General features: G+C 66.1%; 15 protein-coding genes. 10 read left to right on the plus strand and 5 right to left on the minus strand.

Annotated features, from left to right (window positions below; translation table 11 throughout):
* Positions 1-28: 28 nt before the first annotated feature.
* Positions 29-1,588, minus strand: a complete 1,560-nt coding sequence (locus tag JQX08_RS13065; protein WP_205348807.1) for an AmpG family muropeptide MFS transporter — start codon at positions 1,586-1,588, stop codon at positions 29-31.
* A gap of 43 nt (positions 1,589-1,631) precedes the next feature.
* Entirely contained in the window at positions 1,632-1,979 is a 348-nt protein-coding gene (locus JQX08_RS13070) for an MGMT family protein (protein WP_430472530.1), read from the minus strand.
* Positions 1,980-2,220: 241 nt separating this feature from the next.
* Here JQX08_RS13070 and JQX08_RS13075 point away from each other — a divergent pair, with 241 nt between their 5' ends.
* Entirely contained in the window at positions 2,221-3,225 is a 1,005-nt protein-coding gene (locus JQX08_RS13075; RefSeq protein ID WP_205348809.1) for a DUF481 domain-containing protein, read from the plus strand.
* 60 nt (positions 3,226-3,285) lie between these two features.
* Here the strand turns inward: JQX08_RS13075 and JQX08_RS13080 are convergent, their stop codons facing one another.
* Entirely contained in the window at positions 3,286-4,044 is a 759-nt protein-coding gene (locus tag JQX08_RS13080; protein ID WP_205348810.1) for an SDR family oxidoreductase, read from the minus strand.
* 246 nt (positions 4,045-4,290) lie between these two features.
* Here JQX08_RS13080 and JQX08_RS13085 point away from each other — a divergent pair, with 246 nt between their 5' ends.
* The 4 genes from JQX08_RS13085 to groL all read left to right on the plus strand — a co-directional run bounded on the left by JQX08_RS13085 (position 4,291) and on the right by groL (position 7,786).
* Positions 4,291-5,022 (plus strand): DUF2470 domain-containing protein, encoded by a 732-nt coding sequence (locus JQX08_RS13085; RefSeq protein WP_205348811.1) that lies wholly within the window; start codon positions 4,291-4,293, stop codon positions 5,020-5,022.
* 64 nt (positions 5,023-5,086) lie between these two features.
* Positions 5,087-5,560, plus strand: a complete 474-nt coding sequence (locus tag JQX08_RS13090; protein WP_205348812.1) for an FxsA family protein — start codon at positions 5,087-5,089, stop codon at positions 5,558-5,560.
* Positions 5,561-5,804: 244 nt separating this feature from the next.
* Positions 5,805-6,098, plus strand: coding sequence for a co-chaperone GroES (locus JQX08_RS13095; RefSeq protein WP_004881479.1), 294 nt, complete (start codon positions 5,805-5,807; stop codon positions 6,096-6,098).
* A 47-nt stretch (positions 6,099-6,145) separates the two neighbouring features.
* Positions 6,146-7,786, plus strand: coding sequence for a chaperonin GroEL (groL, locus tag JQX08_RS13100; protein WP_205348813.1), 1,641 nt, complete (start codon positions 6,146-6,148; stop codon positions 7,784-7,786).
* Positions 7,787-7,862: 76 nt separating this feature from the next.
* Here groL and JQX08_RS13105 read toward each other — a convergent pair whose 3' ends face one another.
* Positions 7,863-8,591 carry a phosphatase PAP2 family protein gene (locus JQX08_RS13105; RefSeq protein ID WP_205348814.1) on the minus strand — a complete coding sequence of 243 codons (729 nt, stop codon included), beginning with the start codon at positions 8,589-8,591 and terminating at the stop codon, positions 7,863-7,865.
* 154 nt (positions 8,592-8,745) lie between these two features.
* Here JQX08_RS13105 and JQX08_RS13110 point away from each other — a divergent pair, with 154 nt between their 5' ends.
* The 5 genes from JQX08_RS13110 (at position 8,746) to JQX08_RS13130 (ending at position 12,427) form a co-directional block, all read left to right on the plus strand.
* On the plus strand, positions 8,746-9,414 hold the full coding sequence (locus tag JQX08_RS13110; protein ID WP_205348815.1) for a response regulator transcription factor: 669 nt from the start codon (positions 8,746-8,748) through the stop codon (positions 9,412-9,414).
* Positions 9,415-9,419: 5 nt separating this feature from the next.
* A complete protein-coding gene (locus JQX08_RS13115; RefSeq protein ID WP_205348816.1) occupies positions 9,420-10,691 on the plus strand; it encodes a sensor histidine kinase in 1,272 nt (423 codons plus the stop codon).
* A 101-nt stretch (positions 10,692-10,792) separates the two neighbouring features.
* Complete coding sequence (locus JQX08_RS13120; RefSeq protein WP_205348817.1) at positions 10,793-11,473, plus strand: class I SAM-dependent methyltransferase; 681 nt, start codon at positions 10,793-10,795, stop codon at positions 11,471-11,473.
* A 4-nt stretch (positions 11,474-11,477) separates the two neighbouring features.
* Entirely contained in the window at positions 11,478-12,200 is a 723-nt protein-coding gene (locus JQX08_RS13125; RefSeq protein ID WP_239482143.1) for a lipopolysaccharide kinase InaA family protein, read from the plus strand.
* On the plus strand, positions 12,197-12,427 hold the full coding sequence (locus JQX08_RS13130; protein ID WP_205348819.1) for a hypothetical protein: 231 nt from the start codon (positions 12,197-12,199) through the stop codon (positions 12,425-12,427). The genes JQX08_RS13125 and JQX08_RS13130 overlap by 4 nt, the downstream gene beginning before the upstream one ends.
* 49 nt (positions 12,428-12,476) lie before the next feature.
* Here JQX08_RS13130 and JQX08_RS13135 read toward each other — a convergent pair whose 3' ends face one another.
* A complete protein-coding gene (locus JQX08_RS13135) occupies positions 12,477-15,545 on the minus strand; it encodes a multidrug efflux RND transporter permease subunit (protein ID WP_205348820.1) in 3,069 nt (1,022 codons plus the stop codon).
* Positions 15,546-15,550: the final 5 nt, after the last annotated feature.

A 15,550-nucleotide genomic window follows, 5' to 3' on the forward strand; every position in this document is an offset into this window, starting at 1 on the left:
GAAAAAGCCGGCCCTGGGGCCGGCTTTTTCATGTCCGTTCGCTGGGCGCCGCGTCGGCGGGCGGCGCGTCGACCTGCGGCGCGGCGTGCGGCGGCTGACGGCGCCACTGCCAGAGGATCATCAGCAGGGTCGGCACGCCGAGCAGGGTGGTGATCAGGAAGAACTGCGCGTAGCCGAACTTCTCCACCATCACCCCCGAGTAGCCGCCGATCAGTCGTGGCAGCAGCAGCATGATCGAGCTGAGCAGGGCGTACTGGGTGGCGGAGAACTTCAGGTTGGTCAGGCTCGACAGGTAGGCGACGAACGCCGCGGTGGCCAGGCCGGCGCTGAAGTTGTCGGCGGAGATGGTCACCGTCAGCATCGGCAGGTGCGGGCCCATGTCGGTGAGGATCAGGAACAGGATGTTGGTCGCCGCCGAGGCCACGCCGCCGATGAACAGGATCGGCATGATGCCGAAGCGCACGATCAACACACCGCCGGCGCCGGCGCCGAGCAGGGTCATGACCAGGCCGAACAGCTTGCTGACGCTGGCGATCTGCTCCTTGGTGAAGCCCTGATCGATGTAGAAGACGTTGGCCATCACGCCCATCACCGTGTCGGACAGCCGGTAGGTGGCGATCAGACCGAGCAGCACCAGCGCTTGCCAGCGGTAGCGCAGGACGAAGTCGTTGACCGGGGTGAGCACCGGCGCCAGGCCGCGGCGGCCCATGGCCGACAGGCACAGCGAAGTGAGGATCAGGTAGAGCAGGGCACGCAGGAAGGCGCGGTCCTCGCGCAGCAGGTCGAGCAGCGTCGCGCCTTCGAAGAACAGGCTGTGCCAGTCGGTGTTGTACAGCTGGGTGAACAGCGCCGGCACCGAGACCAGCAGGACGATCAGCACCAGCACCGAGACCAGCTGGTGGGCCAGGCCGTAGCGCGCCGCGGCCAGCTGGGTGCGTAGCGCCACCGGCGGTTCGCGCATCCACAGGCTGGTGGCCAGCGCCGGCACCATCAGCAGGGCGAACACCAGGTAGGTGCCGCTCCAGGCGCTGGCGTTGTAGCTGTGCCCGGTGGCACCGAACCATTCTGCGAAGTACAGCGCACCGGCGGTGGCGAGCAGTGCGGCGACCCGGTAGCCGGCCATGTAGCTGGCGGCCAGCGCGGCCTGGCGGTCGTCTTCGGCGATTTCCAGGCGGTAGGCATCCACTGCGATGTCCTGGGTGGCCGAGGCGAAGGCGACGAGTACGGCGAGGGCGATCAGCCAGGACAGGTGCTGCTGCGGGTCGCACAACGCCATGCCGACCAGGCCGATGGCCACCAGCGCCTGGGACAGCACCAGCCAGGAGCGGCGCCGGCCGAGCGCGCCGAGCAGCGGCAGACGCCATTGGTCGAGCAGCGGTGACCACACCCATTTGAACGCGTAGGCCAGGCCGATCAGGCTGGCGAAGCCGATGGTTTCGCGGGCCACGCCGGCTTCGCGCAGCCACACCGAGAGCGTGGAGAACACCAGCATGTAGGGCAGGCCGGCGGCGAACCCCAGTAACAGCAAGGCCAGGGTGGCCGGGCTGGCATAGGCGGCGAGGGCGGCACGCCAGGATTTGTTGGGCATGGGGCGTGAATCCGCCTGGGGCTTGCGAGACAAAGGGCGCACTCTACCCGTTGTGCTCGGTTGGGCGCCAGCCGTGCCGACGCACGTCCACCCGTTCGTTATGGATGGTTACCCCTTCGGCGCGCAGGCGGGCGCGCTGCTCGGCGCCGGAGGCGCTGCCAGCCGGCAGACTGAGGCGTCCGCCGGCGGCGACCACCCGGTGCCAGGGCAGGCGAGTGTCGTCCGGCAATTGGCTCAGCGTACGCCCCACCCATCGCGCCGCGCGGCCGAGGCCGGCCAGCGCGGCCAGTTCGCCATAGCTGACCACCTTGCCGGGCGGCACCTGTTGCAAGGTCAGGTACAGCGCGGCGCGGCGGGCTTCGGCGGAGTTGTCGGGGAACACGCTGGACATGGCGGGCCTGAGCATCGATCGAGTGAGCGGAGGAGGCGTCAATTGGCAGTATGCCGTCGCCTCCAGCCTATCGACAGTGGCAGGCGCGGGCGGTTCGCCGTCGATTGGATTGAACTCACCGGAAATACACGGGTCAGTCCTTGCTCATACGCCGGGCTTGCGGATAATGCCCGGTTTCGTTGAGCCAGAGCCGTTTGCAAGCCTTATGTCTTCTATCAAATCGCCATCCCCCGTCCTCTCATTGATGCCCCGCACCCTGCTGTGCCTGGCGCTGTCCGGCGCCTCCGCACCGTTGCTGGCGGACACCGTCTGGTTGAAGAACGGTGATCGCCTGACCGGCACCATTCGCGTCTTCGATGGTGGCAAGCTGATGCTGGAGACCGACTACGGCGGCAACATCGCCCTCGACTGGAAGAAGGTCGCCACCCTGGAAAGCGACCAGCAGCTGCTGGTCAAGCAGGACGACATCACCGGCGAACGCGCCAAGGGCCTCAAGCCCGCTGAGCCGGGCAAGGTCACCCTGACCAACGGCGAAGCACCGAAGACCGTCGAACTGGCGAGCATCGAGCAGATCATGAAGCCCAAGCCGCTGGTCGAGGACTTCAGCTGGAAGGGCAACATCGACGTCGGCCTCGACTACAAGCGCGCCGAGAAGGACACCGACGACTACGACGTCGACCTCAAGACCAAGGCCCGTCACGGCCGCTGGCGGCACACCGCGGAAGCCGAGTACAACCGCGAGAAGCAGGACAGCGAAGTCACCACCGACAACTGGAGCACCGACTACGCGCTGGACCGCTTCCTCGACGAGCACTGGTTCTGGCAGGGCCGGGTCGGCTACCAGCGCGACAAGATCGAAGACCTCGAGCGCCAGCGCACCATCGGTACCGGTCCCGGCTACCAGTTCTGGGATGACGAGCTCGGCGCCTTCTCGCTGGCCGGTCTGGTCAACCGCACCGACTACGAATATTCCAACGGCGAGAAGGACAACTTCTATCAGCTGACCGTGAAGTGGGACTACAACCGCTACCTGGTCGGCAAAACCGTGGAACTGTTCACCAGCGGCGAGGTGGGCAAGCCGCTGGGCGGCGTCGCCGACTACTCGCTGGATGCCGAGGCGGGCCTGCGCTACAAGGTCACCGACTGGGCGTCGCTCAACGTCAAGGCGGAGAAGGACATCGTCAGCGGCGCCGAGGGCAACCTCGACGAGACCCGTTACAGCGTCGGCTTCGGCGTCGGCTGGTAAGCGATTTGACACAAAAAAGCCCCGCTTCGGCGGGGCTTTTTATTGGGCGGGGGTTAACGCTTACAGGCGCAGACCACCGTCCAGCTCGAGGACGCGACCGGTGAAGTAGTCGTTCTCGAGGATGTAGGCCACCGAGTGGGCGATTTCCTGCGGCTTGCCGAGGCGGCGCAGCGGGATGCCGGAGGTCATCTTGTCCAGCGCTTCCGGTTTCATCGCGGCGAGGATCTCGGTTTCGATGAAGCCTGGGGCGATGCAGCCGACGCGGATGCCGTAGCGCGCCAGTTCCTTGGCCCAGGTCACGGTGTCGGCAGCGACGCCGGCCTTGGCCGCGGAGTAGTTGGCCTGGCCCATGTTGCCGGCGCGCGAGATCGAGGAGATGTTGATGACCGCGCCTTCGTTCTTCAGCTCGATCATCTTCGCCGCCACTTCGCGGGTGCACAGGAACACGCCGGTCAGGTTGACGTCGATCACCGACTGCCACTGGGCCAGCGACATCTTGCTCAGCTCGCCGTCCTTGACCTTGATGGTCAGGCCGTCGCGGATGATCCCGGCGTTGTTCACCAGGCCGTTGATCGCGCCGAAGTCGTCAGCGATCTGGCCGACGGTGTGGACGACCTGCTCTTCGTTGGCAACGTTGCAGATGTAGGCGCGGGCTTCGACGCCGGCGGCCTTGCAGGCGGCCACGGCTTCGTCGAGACGTTCCTGGTTGAGGTCGACCAGGGCCAGCTTGGCGCCCTTGCCGGCCAGGTACTCGGCCATGGCGCGACCCAGACCCTGACCGCCGCCAGTGATAACGATGACTTTGTCTTGCAGTTGCATTGGTGTGCCCCTCGAAGTGGTGGTTGTAACCTCGCCGGCGCGGCAAAACTGGGGGTATGCTGGGCGCGTGTCCGTATCTGAACAGCTGTTCGCAATCTGCATGGCGCAGGTCGCAGGCGGGGGATCGAGCGAGGTGCAGCGTTTACGAGGTGTAAATGTGCAGCCGCCGTCGATGTCGCGCCCGCAGGTCCTTTGCGCAGCAGATCACGATCAGCGTCTGACGAATTCTCAACGAGGAGTCATTTAGTGAGCGTGAAAGCCGGCAAGCATGCCCGAGAATTGCTGCTCAAGGAATACCAGGGGGGGCTCTCCACCCACTCCAAGACCATGCCGGGGTTCCCCTTCGGCTCGGTGGTGCCGTACTGCCTGGATGCCCTGGGCAGGCCGCTGATCCTGATCAGCCGCATTGCGCAGCACACCCACAACCTGCAGAAAGACGCCAAATGCTCGCTGCTGGTCGGCGAGCGCGGCGCCGACGACGTGCAGGCCGCCGGTCGCCTGACCCTGCTGGCCGAGGCTCGTCAGCTGACCGAGGCCGGCGAGATTGACGCCGCCGCCGAGCGCTACTACCGCTACTTCCCGCAGGCCAGCAATTACCACCGTACCCACGACTTCGACTTCTGGTACCTCGAACCGGTGCGCGCGCGCTTCATCGGCGGCTTCGGCGCGATCCACTGGGTCGATGCACTGACCCTGGCCAACCCGTTCGCCGGCGAGCCCGAGCGCAGCATGATCGAGCACATGAACAGCGATCACGCCAACGCCATCGCCCACTACGTCGCCCTGAGCGGCCTGCCGGCCGAGCCGGCGGCGCAACTGGTCGGCATCGACAGCGAAGGCTTCCACCTGCGCATCGGCCAAACCGTGCACTGGCTGGCCTTCCCAACATCCTGTAACAACCAAGGCGCGGTGCGCCAGGCCTTGGTTCTGCTGGCGCGCGCCGAGGTGTGGCCGAGCGGGGCGCCGGTCGAGGCTTGAATTAGTCGCGGCGTGGCGCCATCTGGCAGACAAGGGCAGCCGTTCTGCCGTTAAGGACTCTTTCATGCGCGTGTTCTTGTTTCTGTTCCTGCTGTTTCCACTGGTCGAGCTGGCGGTGCTGATCCAGGTTGGCAGCGCCATCGGCGTGCTGCCGACGCTGCTGCTGATTGTCGCCTCGGCGGTGCTCGGCAGCGTGCTGCTGCGTGTTGCCGGACTGGCGACCGCCTGGCGCGCCCGCGAGCGACTGGCCCGCGGCGAACTGCCGGAGCAGGAAATGCTCGAAGGCTTGCTGATCGCGGTTGGCGGTGGCTTGCTGCTGCTGCCGGGCTTCATCAGCGACGTCATCGGTCTGCTGTGCCTGCTGCCGCCGGTGCGCCGCCTGCTGGTGGCCAAGCTGCGCCGGCGTGCCGAGGAGCAGGCGCTGCGCCAGCGCGCGTTCGCCGACGAGCTGCAGGCGCGCGCCAACTCGACTGCGCCGCGGCCCAGTGCGGCCCAGCCGAATGTGATCGAAGGCGAGTACGAGCGCCGCGATCGCTGACCGCGGACCGGTCCGCAGGCAGCGTGTCACGGGCGTTTGCCCGCTTCTGCCGCAAAGTTTTTTTCGCCCAGCCCTTGAAATCCCCTTGGCGGTCCCTATCTAGCAGTCACCGCAAGGTCTCTGTCGGTATCGACAGCCAGTCTTCTGCGGCCTGCCTGCGGGCCGCAACCGGCAACGCCGGAATTACTAACCGGCCGGTCCCTGCACCGGCGATGGAAAACCACTCAATTAGGAGAGATCGACAATGAAGCTTCGTCCTCTGCATGACCGCGTTGTCATTCGTCGCAGCGAAGAAGAAACCAAGACCGCTGGCGGCATCGTGCTGCCGGGTTCCGCTGCCGAGAAGCCGAACCGTGGCGAAATCGTCGCCGTCGGCACCGGTCGCGTGCTGGACAACGGTGAAGTGCGTGCGCTGGCCGTCAAAGTCGGTGACAAGGTCGTGTTCGGTCCCTACTCCGGCAGCAACACCGTCAAGGTCGACGGCGAAGACCTGCTGGTGATGAGCGAGAACGAAATCCTCGCCGTTATCGAAGGCTGATTTCCGCGAATCTCCGTTTAACCATAAAGAATTGAGGATCAATCAACATGGCTGCTAAAGAAGTTAAATTCGGCGACGCCGGTCGCAAGAAAATGCTCGCGGGCGTCAACGTTCTGGCCGATGCCGTCAAAGCCACCCTCGGCCCGAAAGGCCGCAACGTCATCCTGGACAAGAGCTTCGGTGCTCCGACCATCACCAAGGACGGCGTCTCGGTTGCCAAAGAAATCGAGCTGAAAGACAAGTTCGAGAATATGGGCGCCCAGCTGGTCAAAGACGTGGCTTCCAAGGCTAACGACGCTGCCGGTGACGGCACCACCACCGCTACCGTTCTGGCTCAAGCCATCGTCAACGAAGGCCTGAAAGCCGTCGCTGCCGGCATGAACCCGATGGACCTGAAGCGCGGCATCGACAAGGCCACCATCGCCATCGTCGCCCAGCTGAAAGAGCTGGCCAAGCCGTGCACCGACACCAAGGCGATCGCCCAGGTCGGCACCATCTCCGCCAACTCCGACGAATCCATCGGCGAAATCATTGCCGAAGCCATGGAAAAAGTCGGTAAAGAAGGCGTGATCACCGTTGAAGAAGGCTCGGGCCTGGAAAACGAACTGTCGGTCGTGGAAGGCATGCAGTTCGACCGCGGCTACCTGTCGCCGTACTTCATCAACAAGCCGGACACCATGGTTGCCGAGCTCGACGGCCCGCTGATCCTGCTGGTCGACAAGAAGATCTCCAACATCCGCGAAATGCTGCCGGTGCTGGAAGCTGTGGCCAAAGCCGGTCGTCCGCTGCTGATCGTCGCTGAAGACGTCGAAGGCGAAGCGCTGGCTACCCTGGTGGTCAACAACATGCGTGGCATCGTCAAAGTCGCCGCCGTCAAGGCGCCGGGCTTCGGTGATCGTCGCAAGGCCATGCTGCAGGACATTGCCATCCTGACCGGCGGTACCGTGATCTCCGAGGAAGTCGGTCTGTCCCTGGAAGGCGCTACCCTGGAGCACCTGGGCAACGCCAAGCGCGTGGTCCTGTCCAAGGAAAACACCACCATCATCGACGGTGCTGGCCAGCAGGTCGACATCGAAGCACGCGTCAAGCAGATCCGTGCCCAGGTCGAAGAAACCACTTCCGACTACGACCGTGAAAAACTGCAAGAGCGTCTGGCCAAGCTGGCTGGCGGTGTTGCCGTGATCAAGGTTGGCGCTGCCACCGAAGTCGAGATGAAAGAGAAGAAAGCCCGCGTTGAAGATGCCCTGCACGCTACCCGCGCAGCCGTCGAAGAAGGCGTGGTGCCTGGCGGTGGTGTGGCCCTGGTGCGCGCCCTGCTGGCTATCTCCGAGCTGAAAGGCGACAACGAAGACCAGAACGTCGGTATCACCCTGCTGCGTCGTGCGGTCGAAGCGCCGCTGCGCCAGATCGTCGCCAACTCTGGTGACGAGCCGAGCGTGGTGGTCGACAAGGTCAAGCAAGGCACTGGCAACTTCGGCTACAACGCCGCGACCGGCGTGTACGGCGACATGATCGAGATGGGTATTCTCGATCCGGCCAAAGTCACCCGCTCGGCCCTGCAAGCTGCCGCTTCCATCGGTGGTCTGATGATCACCACCGAAGCGATGGTTGCCGAAGCTCCGGACGACAAGGCCGCTCCGGCCATGCCGGACATGGGCGGCATGGGTGGCATGGGCGGCATGATGTAAGCCGACCGGCCCCTGGCTGTACCAAGAAGCCCCGCCTAGTGCGGGGCTTTTTTATGGGCGCGGTTTTTCGCCGGGGTCAGGCGGGTCGGCGTGCGACAGCGGCGATGGCCGGCACCTCCTCGCGCTGTGGCCGGTAGAGCAGCAGGCGGTAGCTGCCGAGGCAGATCAGCCAGTCGAACAGCGCGGTCCATAGGTTGTGCGAGAGGAAGTGCGCGCCCTGCAGCATGCGTGCGACAGAGAACAGGCTGCCGAGCGCCAGCGCGCCGAGCAGCGCCACCCTGGCGAGGCGCGGGCGGCGGTCGCGCAGCAGGAAGTACAGGGCGAAGAAGGTGAAGCCGGTGCTGGCATGCCCGCCTGGCCAGCAGCGCCCGGGGTGTTCGGTCACCGGGCGGGCGCTGAGCAGGCTGCTGTAGACCTCGGCGCCGCCGAAGTCGCGCAGGCTCCACGGGCACTGCACTGCGGTGAGTGCCTTGAGCGGGGTGACGATGGCGGTCGACAGCCCCATGGCCAGTACCAGGTAGCCGAGCGGCCGGCGCAGGTGCCGCCAGGGTCGATAGCAGCAGCTGAGCAGCCAGCCGCCGACCGCCAGCACGCCGAACAGGATCACCGCCTGCTTGGCGCGGTCGTGCAGGATGTCCTCGAGAAACGCGTCGTGCCGGCCAATGAAGCCCACTCCGGGGGTGTAGAACAGCTCGGCGAGGGCGAAGTCCAGCCGCGTCGGTTCGAAGCTCAGCAGCAGGACGATCAGCAGCAGTGGCGGGAACAGGTGCAGCCACGGGTTCAAGGGGCGGGACGGGTAGGGCATGACGGGCTCCGCGGGCGGTAAAGCGCGCAGTGTTGGCGCGGCGCGGTCGGCGTGGCGTCAATCGCAGGTGAAAAAACCGTCAAACGCCGCTCGTCCCCCAGCGCTTCGGGTTATCGTTTCAGGCATTGGGCGCTGGCCCGCGAGGAATATGGCGATGCGCATCCTGCTGGTGGAAGACAACCGCGACATCCTGGCCAACATGGCCGACTACCTGGGCATCAAGGGTTACACCGTCGATTGCGCGCAGGATGGCCTGTCCGGCCTGCACCTGGCCGCCACCCAGCACTACGACCTGATCGTGCTCGACATCATGCTTCCCGGGCTGGACGGCTACACGCTGTGCAAGCGCCTGCGCGAAGACGCGCGCAGCGACACGCCGGTGATCATGCTCACCGCCCGCGACCAACTGGACGACCGCCTGCAGGGCTTTCGCTCCGGCGCCGACGACTACCTGATCAAGCCCTTCGCGCTGTCCGAGCTGGCCGCGCGTATCGAGGCGGTGCTGCGTCGCAGCCAGGGCGGCGGGCGTCGTCAGCTGCAGGTCGCCGACCTGCTCTATGACCTCGACACCCTCGAGGTGTCGCGCGCCGCGCGGCCCCTCAAGCTCAACCCGGTCGGCCTCAAGCTGCTCGCCGTGCTGATGCAGAAGAGCCCCCACGTGCTGCGCCGCGAGGTCCTCGAGGAGGCGCTGTGGGGCGACGACTGTCCGGACAGCGACAGCCTGCGCAGCCACATCCACCAGTTGCGCCAGGTGATCGACAAGCCCTTCGACAAACCCTTGCTGCAGACCGTACACGGCGTCGGCTACCGGCTGGCGGAGTAGTCGGCATGGAGTTCAGGCTGTCGCTGTCGCGGCGCATTGTCATCGCCTTCGTACTGATGAGCTCCCTGGTGGCCGGGGCGTTCGCCTTGGGCATCGTCGAGACCGTGCACGTGGTCGAGGAGAAGCTGCTGTCCACCGAACTGGGCGGCGATCTCGATCGCCTGCTGCGCATGGAGACCATGGAGGACTGGAAGCTGCATCCCGAGCCCGGGCAGTTATTCTACTTCTCCGGCGGCCAGGACGACTTCGCCCTGCCACACGACCTCAAGCACCTCAAACCGGGCTTCCACGAGGTGTTTCGCGGCGAGCTGTCGTATCACGCCTTCGTGCGCCTCGTCGACGGCCGCCACTACGTGCTGCTGCAGGACCAGAGCGAGTTCGAGAACCGCGAGCGGGTGCTGTTCGTCGTGGTGTTCATCGGCTTCCTGCTCAGCATCGTGCTGGCGCTGGTGCTCGGCTGGCTGCTGGCGCGCAAGGTGATCGAGCCGGTAGTACGCCTGTCGCGGCAGGTGCGCCATCGCGACCAGCTGCTGCCGCTGGCGCCGCCGCTGGCCCCCGACTACGCCGCCGACGAGGTCGGCGAGCTGGCCGCCGCGTTCGACTCGACGCTCGGCCGCCTGCGCGATGCGCTGACCCGCGAGCAGCTGTTCACCAGCGACGTCAGCCACGAGTTGCGCACCCCGCTGATGGTGCTGGCCAGCTCCGCCGAGCTGCTCCTCGAGAACCCCGCCCTTGATGCCCGCGCGCGTGCCCAGGCGGCACGCATCGCGCGCGCCAGCGGCGAGATGCGCGAATTGGTGCAGACCTTCCTCGAGCTGGCGCGGGCGCAGAAGGGCAGCACCCTGGTGCAGGCCGACGTGGCGGTCGAGCAGGTCGCCGAGGAACTGATCGAACAATGGCGCGAGCCGATCGAGAGCAAGGGCCTGCGCCTCGAGTACCAGTGCCTGCAAGCGCCGCGCGGGGCATTCAACCCGACCCTGCTGCGCACGGTGATGGGCAATCTGCTGCGCAACGCCTGGCACTACACCGAACAGGGCCATGTCCGCCTGACTCTGCTGGAACACGGTTTCGTCATCGAGGACTCCGGGGTGGGGATTCCCGAGAGCGAGCGCGAGGCCATGTTCAAACCGTTCGTGCGCGGCGGCGAGCAGCGCGGCGATGGCCTCGGCCTTGGCCTGTCGCTGGTCCAGCGGGTCTGCGAGGCGCAGGGCTGGCAGGTGCAGCTGGCCGCGGTGGAGCCGAGCGGCTGCCGCTTCAAGGTGCTGCTCGCGCCTTGAGTGGCGGGCGCGGGCCGCGCCGATGGAATTTTCACACCCGGTTGACCGACTGTTTACGGCCCCTGGCATAGGCTGAGCGCTCACACTTGCCGGGCGCTGTCATGACCAATTCCATCGAACTCGAGTTCTCCGACAAATACGACGCGGCGCATGCCCGCGACTACCTGGCGAAACACCAGGCCGGCGTCTGGCGCCGCCTCTCGCACCGCCGCGACGAGCAGCTGGCGCGCCGCGCCCTGGCGCTGGTCGGCGAGCCCGGCCTGGTGCTCGACATGCCCTGCGGAGCAGGGCGCTTCTGGCCGCTGCTGGCCGAGAAGCGCAACCGCGCGATCATCGCCGCCGACTATTCCGAAGCCATGCTCCAGGTCGCCTGCGCCGCGCAACCGGCCGAGGTGGTGGAGCGGGTCACGCCGCTGCGCACTTCGGCCTTCGATATTGAACTTCCCGACAACGCGGTGGACTCAATCTTCTGCATGCGCCTGCTGCACCACGTGGGCGACGCCAGCCACCGTCTGCAACTGCTGCGCGAATGCGCGCGGGTGTCGCGCGACAGCCTGATCGTTTCGCTGTGGGTGGATGGCAATTTCAAATCCTGGAAGCGCGCGCGGCTCGAGCGGCGGCGCACGGTTCAGACCGGCCAGGGGTACTACCAGAATCGTTTCGTGCTGCCGGCGGACACGGTCGAGGCCGAGTTTCGCCAGGCGGGCTTCCGGGTGCAGACGCACCTCGACTTCCTGCCGCTGTACGCCATGTGGCGTGTCTATGTACTTCGCAAAGGGTGATTCCATGTTCCAGGCGTTGCTCCCGCACCGCACGCTCCCATTCGGCAGCTTCGGCTTCTGGTGGCAGCAGGACGGCCAGTGGGTTGAGGAACCGAACGCGCGGCGCGGCGGGGCCAGCGGGGTGAAACGCCTGGCGCTGGCCGGTTTCCCGCTGCTGTACGCCAAGCGCCAGGTCGGCCACACCTACCGCAGCCTGCGCTACCCGCTGGGTCGGCCGACCGTGCTGCGCGAGCAGGAGGCCTTGCAGGCGTTCGCGACGCTGGGCATCGGCGTGCCGCAGGTGGTGTTCTGCGCCGCCGAGCGCAGCGCCGACAGCCGCTGGCGGGCGCTGCTGGTCACCGAGGCGCTGGACGGTTTTCAAGATCTCGACCAGTGGTATGCCAGCGGTGGCGCCGCGCGATATGGCCAGGATGCCCATCTAGAGCTGTTGCAGGCTCTCGGCGGGCTGCTTGCGCGCTTGCACCTGGCCCGTTGGCAGCATGGCTGTTTGTACGCGAAGCATGTATTTGTACGCCTCGCCGCGCCGCACGCCGCCGGCCAGCCGCGGGTGCAACTGGCCTTGCTGGATCTGGAGAAGAGCCGCCGGCGCCTGAGCGCGCGGCGCGCCGCACGCCACGACTTGCGGCAATTGAGGCGCCACTCGTCGCTAGATGCGACGGATTGGCAGCAGTTGATCTACGGTTACCAAACGGCGTTTGGCAGCGCTATCAAAGGGTTGCAATCATGAAGCTAGAAATCGCTCGAGGTTTGTTTCTGGTGGGGGCACTAGGTGTCGCTTCCCTGGCAGCAGCCGCCTGGCATGAGCCGGGGCCACAGGTGCTGAGCACCGCTAGCCTGTCCAAGCACTGCCCCACGCCCGTGCAGAGCCGCAGTGTGCTGCCGGCCGGTCAGGTGGATGGCAATCTGCTGTTGTTGATGTTCGGTCTGTCCCAGGGGGTCGGATCGCAGAACTGACCCGTGACCCACGGATGGCAAAAGCCCCGCAGATGCGGGGCTTTTTCGTTCAGGGCTGCTCGCTGGCCAGTGCGGCCGGTGGCCTTTCGCTGACCGGCGCGCGGTCCGGGTGGGCGAGCAGCACGTACACGCAGGGCAGCACGAACAGGGTGAACAGCGTGCCGACCGACATCCCTGTGGCGATCACCAGGCCGATGTCGAAGCGACTCACCGCGCCGGCGCCGCTGGCGAGGATCAGCGGCACCATGCCGAAGACCATCGCCGCGGTGGTCATCAGCACCGGGCGCAGGCGGATCGCCGCGGCTTCCTCGATCGCCTCGCGCATGCTGCGGCCCTGGCGGCGCAGCTGGTTGGCGAACTCGACGATGAGGATGCCGTGCTTGCTGATCAGGCCGATCAGCGTCACCAGGCCGACCTGGGTGTAGATGTTCATGCTCGACCAGCCGAGGAACAGCGGAATCAGCGCGCCGCAGATCGACAGCGGCACGGTGACCAGGATCACCAGCGGGTCGCGGAAGCTCTCGAACTGCGCGGCGAGGACCAGGAAGATCACCGCCAGGGCCAGGGCGAAGGTCACGTACAGTGCATTGCCCTCGTTGACGAACTGCCGCGAGGCGCCGGCGTAGTCGAAGGTGTAGCCGCTCGGCGCTTCCTCGCTGGCGATCTGCTGCACGGTGGCCAGCGCGTCGCCTTGGCTGACCATCGGGAAGCCGGAGATGATCGCCGAGTTGAGCTGCTGGAACTGGTTGAGCTGGCGTGGTCGCGCCTGCTCGCGCACGGTGATCAGCGTCGACAACGGCAGCATCGCGCCGCTCTCGCTGCGCACGAAGTAGTTGTCCAGGCGGGTCGGGCTGTTGCGGTAGGCGCGCTCGACCTGGGCGATCACCTTGTAGCTGCGGCCGTCCACGGTGAAGCGGTTGATCTCGCCCTCGCCGAGCAGGGTCGCCAGGGTGGCGCCCAGCTCGTCCATCGACACGCCGATCTGGGCGGCCTTGTCGCGGTCGATGTCGACGACGATCTCCGGCTTGTCGAAGGCCAGGTCGAGGTCCAGTACGGCGAACTTGTTGGTCGCCTGGGCGCGTTGCTTGATGCGCTCGGCGACCTGCAGCAGCGAGGCGTAATCGCCGGAGCTGGTGACCACGAACTGGAATGGCAGGCCTTCGCCGGTGCCCGGCAGCGACGGCAGGCTGAAGACGAACACCTGCAGGCCGGGGATCTGATTGGCGCGCTGCTGGAAGGCGTGCATCAGTTCCTTCTGGCTGCGTTCGCGCTCACCCCAGGGCTTGAGCATCAAGCCACCGATGCCCGACTGCACACCGTTGAAACCGTTGATCTGGAACGCCGAGTCGTACTCGGGGAACTCGCTGAAGATCTGCTGGTACTGGTCGGTGTAGCGGTTCAGGTAGTCCAGGTTGGCGGTCTGCGGTGCGTTGGACATCATGAACAGGAAGCCCTGGTCCTCGTCCGGCGCCAGCTCGCGGTGGGTGAACATCAGCAGCACGGGGATCAGCGCCATGATGATCAGGGCGAACACGTAGACCACCGGGCGGGTGTCCAGGGTGCGGTGCAGGGCGCTGCGGTAGCGCTGCTTGAGGCGCTCGAACAGCAGGTCGAGGCGATGCGCCAGGCCGCTGGGGTTTTCTTCGTGGCGCAGCAGCTGCGCGCACATCATCGGCGAGAGGGTCAGGGCGACGATCCCGGAGATGATCACCGAGCCGGCCAGGGTGAAGGCGAACTCGCGGAACAGCGCGCCGGTGAGGCCCTGCAGGAAGCCGATCGGCGCGTACACCGCGGCCAGGGTGATGGTCATCGCGATCACCGGTGTGGCGATCTCGCGGGCGCCGAGCAGCGCCGCGTCGAACGGCTTCTTGCCTTCCTCGATGTGGCGGTGGATGTTCTCCACCACGACGATCGCGTCGTCCACCACCAGGCCGATGGCGAGGACCATGGCCAGCAGGGTCAGCAGGTTGATCGAGTAGCCCATCAGCTGCATGAAGAACAGCACGCCGATCATCGACAGCGGGATGGTCACCACCGGGATCAGCACCGAGCGGAACGCGCCGAGGAACAGGAACACCACGACGATGACGATCAGTACCGCTTCGGCGAGGGTCTTGATCACCTCGTTGATCGATTCCTGGATGAACAGCGTGCCGTCGTAGGCGATCGACATCTTCAGCGCCGGCGGCAGCTCGCGCTCCACCGAGGGCAGCTTGGCGCGCACTTCCTTGATCACGTCGAGCGGGTTGGAGGTCGGCGTGCCCTTGATGGCGATGTACACCGAGGGGATGCTGTTGAACGAGCTGACCGCGTCGTAGTTCTCCGCGCCCATTTCCACCCGCGCCACGTCGCCGATGCGCACGCGGCGGTCGCCCTCGGTCTTCAGCGGGATCGCGGCGAAGGCCTCGGGGCTCTTCAGGTCGGTGCTGGCGTTGACGCTGCTGACCACCAACTCGCCCTTCACCTCACCGGCGGCGGAGAGGAAGTTGTACTTCTGCACCGCTTCGCGCACGTCGCCGGCGGTGATGCCGTGGGCGGCCATGCGCACCGGGTCGAGCCACAGGCGCATGGCGAATTTCTGCGCACCCTCGACGGCCGCCTCGGCGATGCCCGGCAGGGTCGCCAGCTTGGGCTGCACCACGCGGGTCAGGTAGTCGGTGATCTGCTGGTAGTTCAGCTCGTCGCTGTAGAAGCTGATGTACATCAGCGCCGCGGCGTCGGCGGCCTGCTTCTCCAGCACCGGGTCCTCGGCCTCCTGCGGCAGCTGGCTCTTGACCTCGTTGGTCTTGGCCAGCAGCTCGGTGAACAGGCGGTCGGAGTTGGCGCCGATGCGCGCGTAGAGCGAGATCACCGAGAAGTTCTGCCGACTGACCGAGGTCATGTAGTCGACGCCCTCGGCGCTGGCCAGGCTCTGCTGCAGCGGCTGGGTGATGTAGCCCTGGATGGTCTCGGCGTTAGCCCCTGGGTAGGCGGTGGTCACCGTGATCAGGGCGTTTTCCATCTGCGGGTACTGGCGGATCACCAGGCTGTTGAAGGCCTGGATGCCGAGCAGCACGATGAGCAGGCTGACCACCGTCGCCAGCACCGGGCGACGGATGAACGGATCGGTAAAAGCCATGGGCG

Origin of the sequence: Zestomonas insulae, from assembly GCF_016901015.1 — a bacterium.
GTDB classification, from domain to species: Bacteria; Pseudomonadota; Gammaproteobacteria; order Pseudomonadales; family Pseudomonadaceae; genus Aquipseudomonas; species Aquipseudomonas insulae.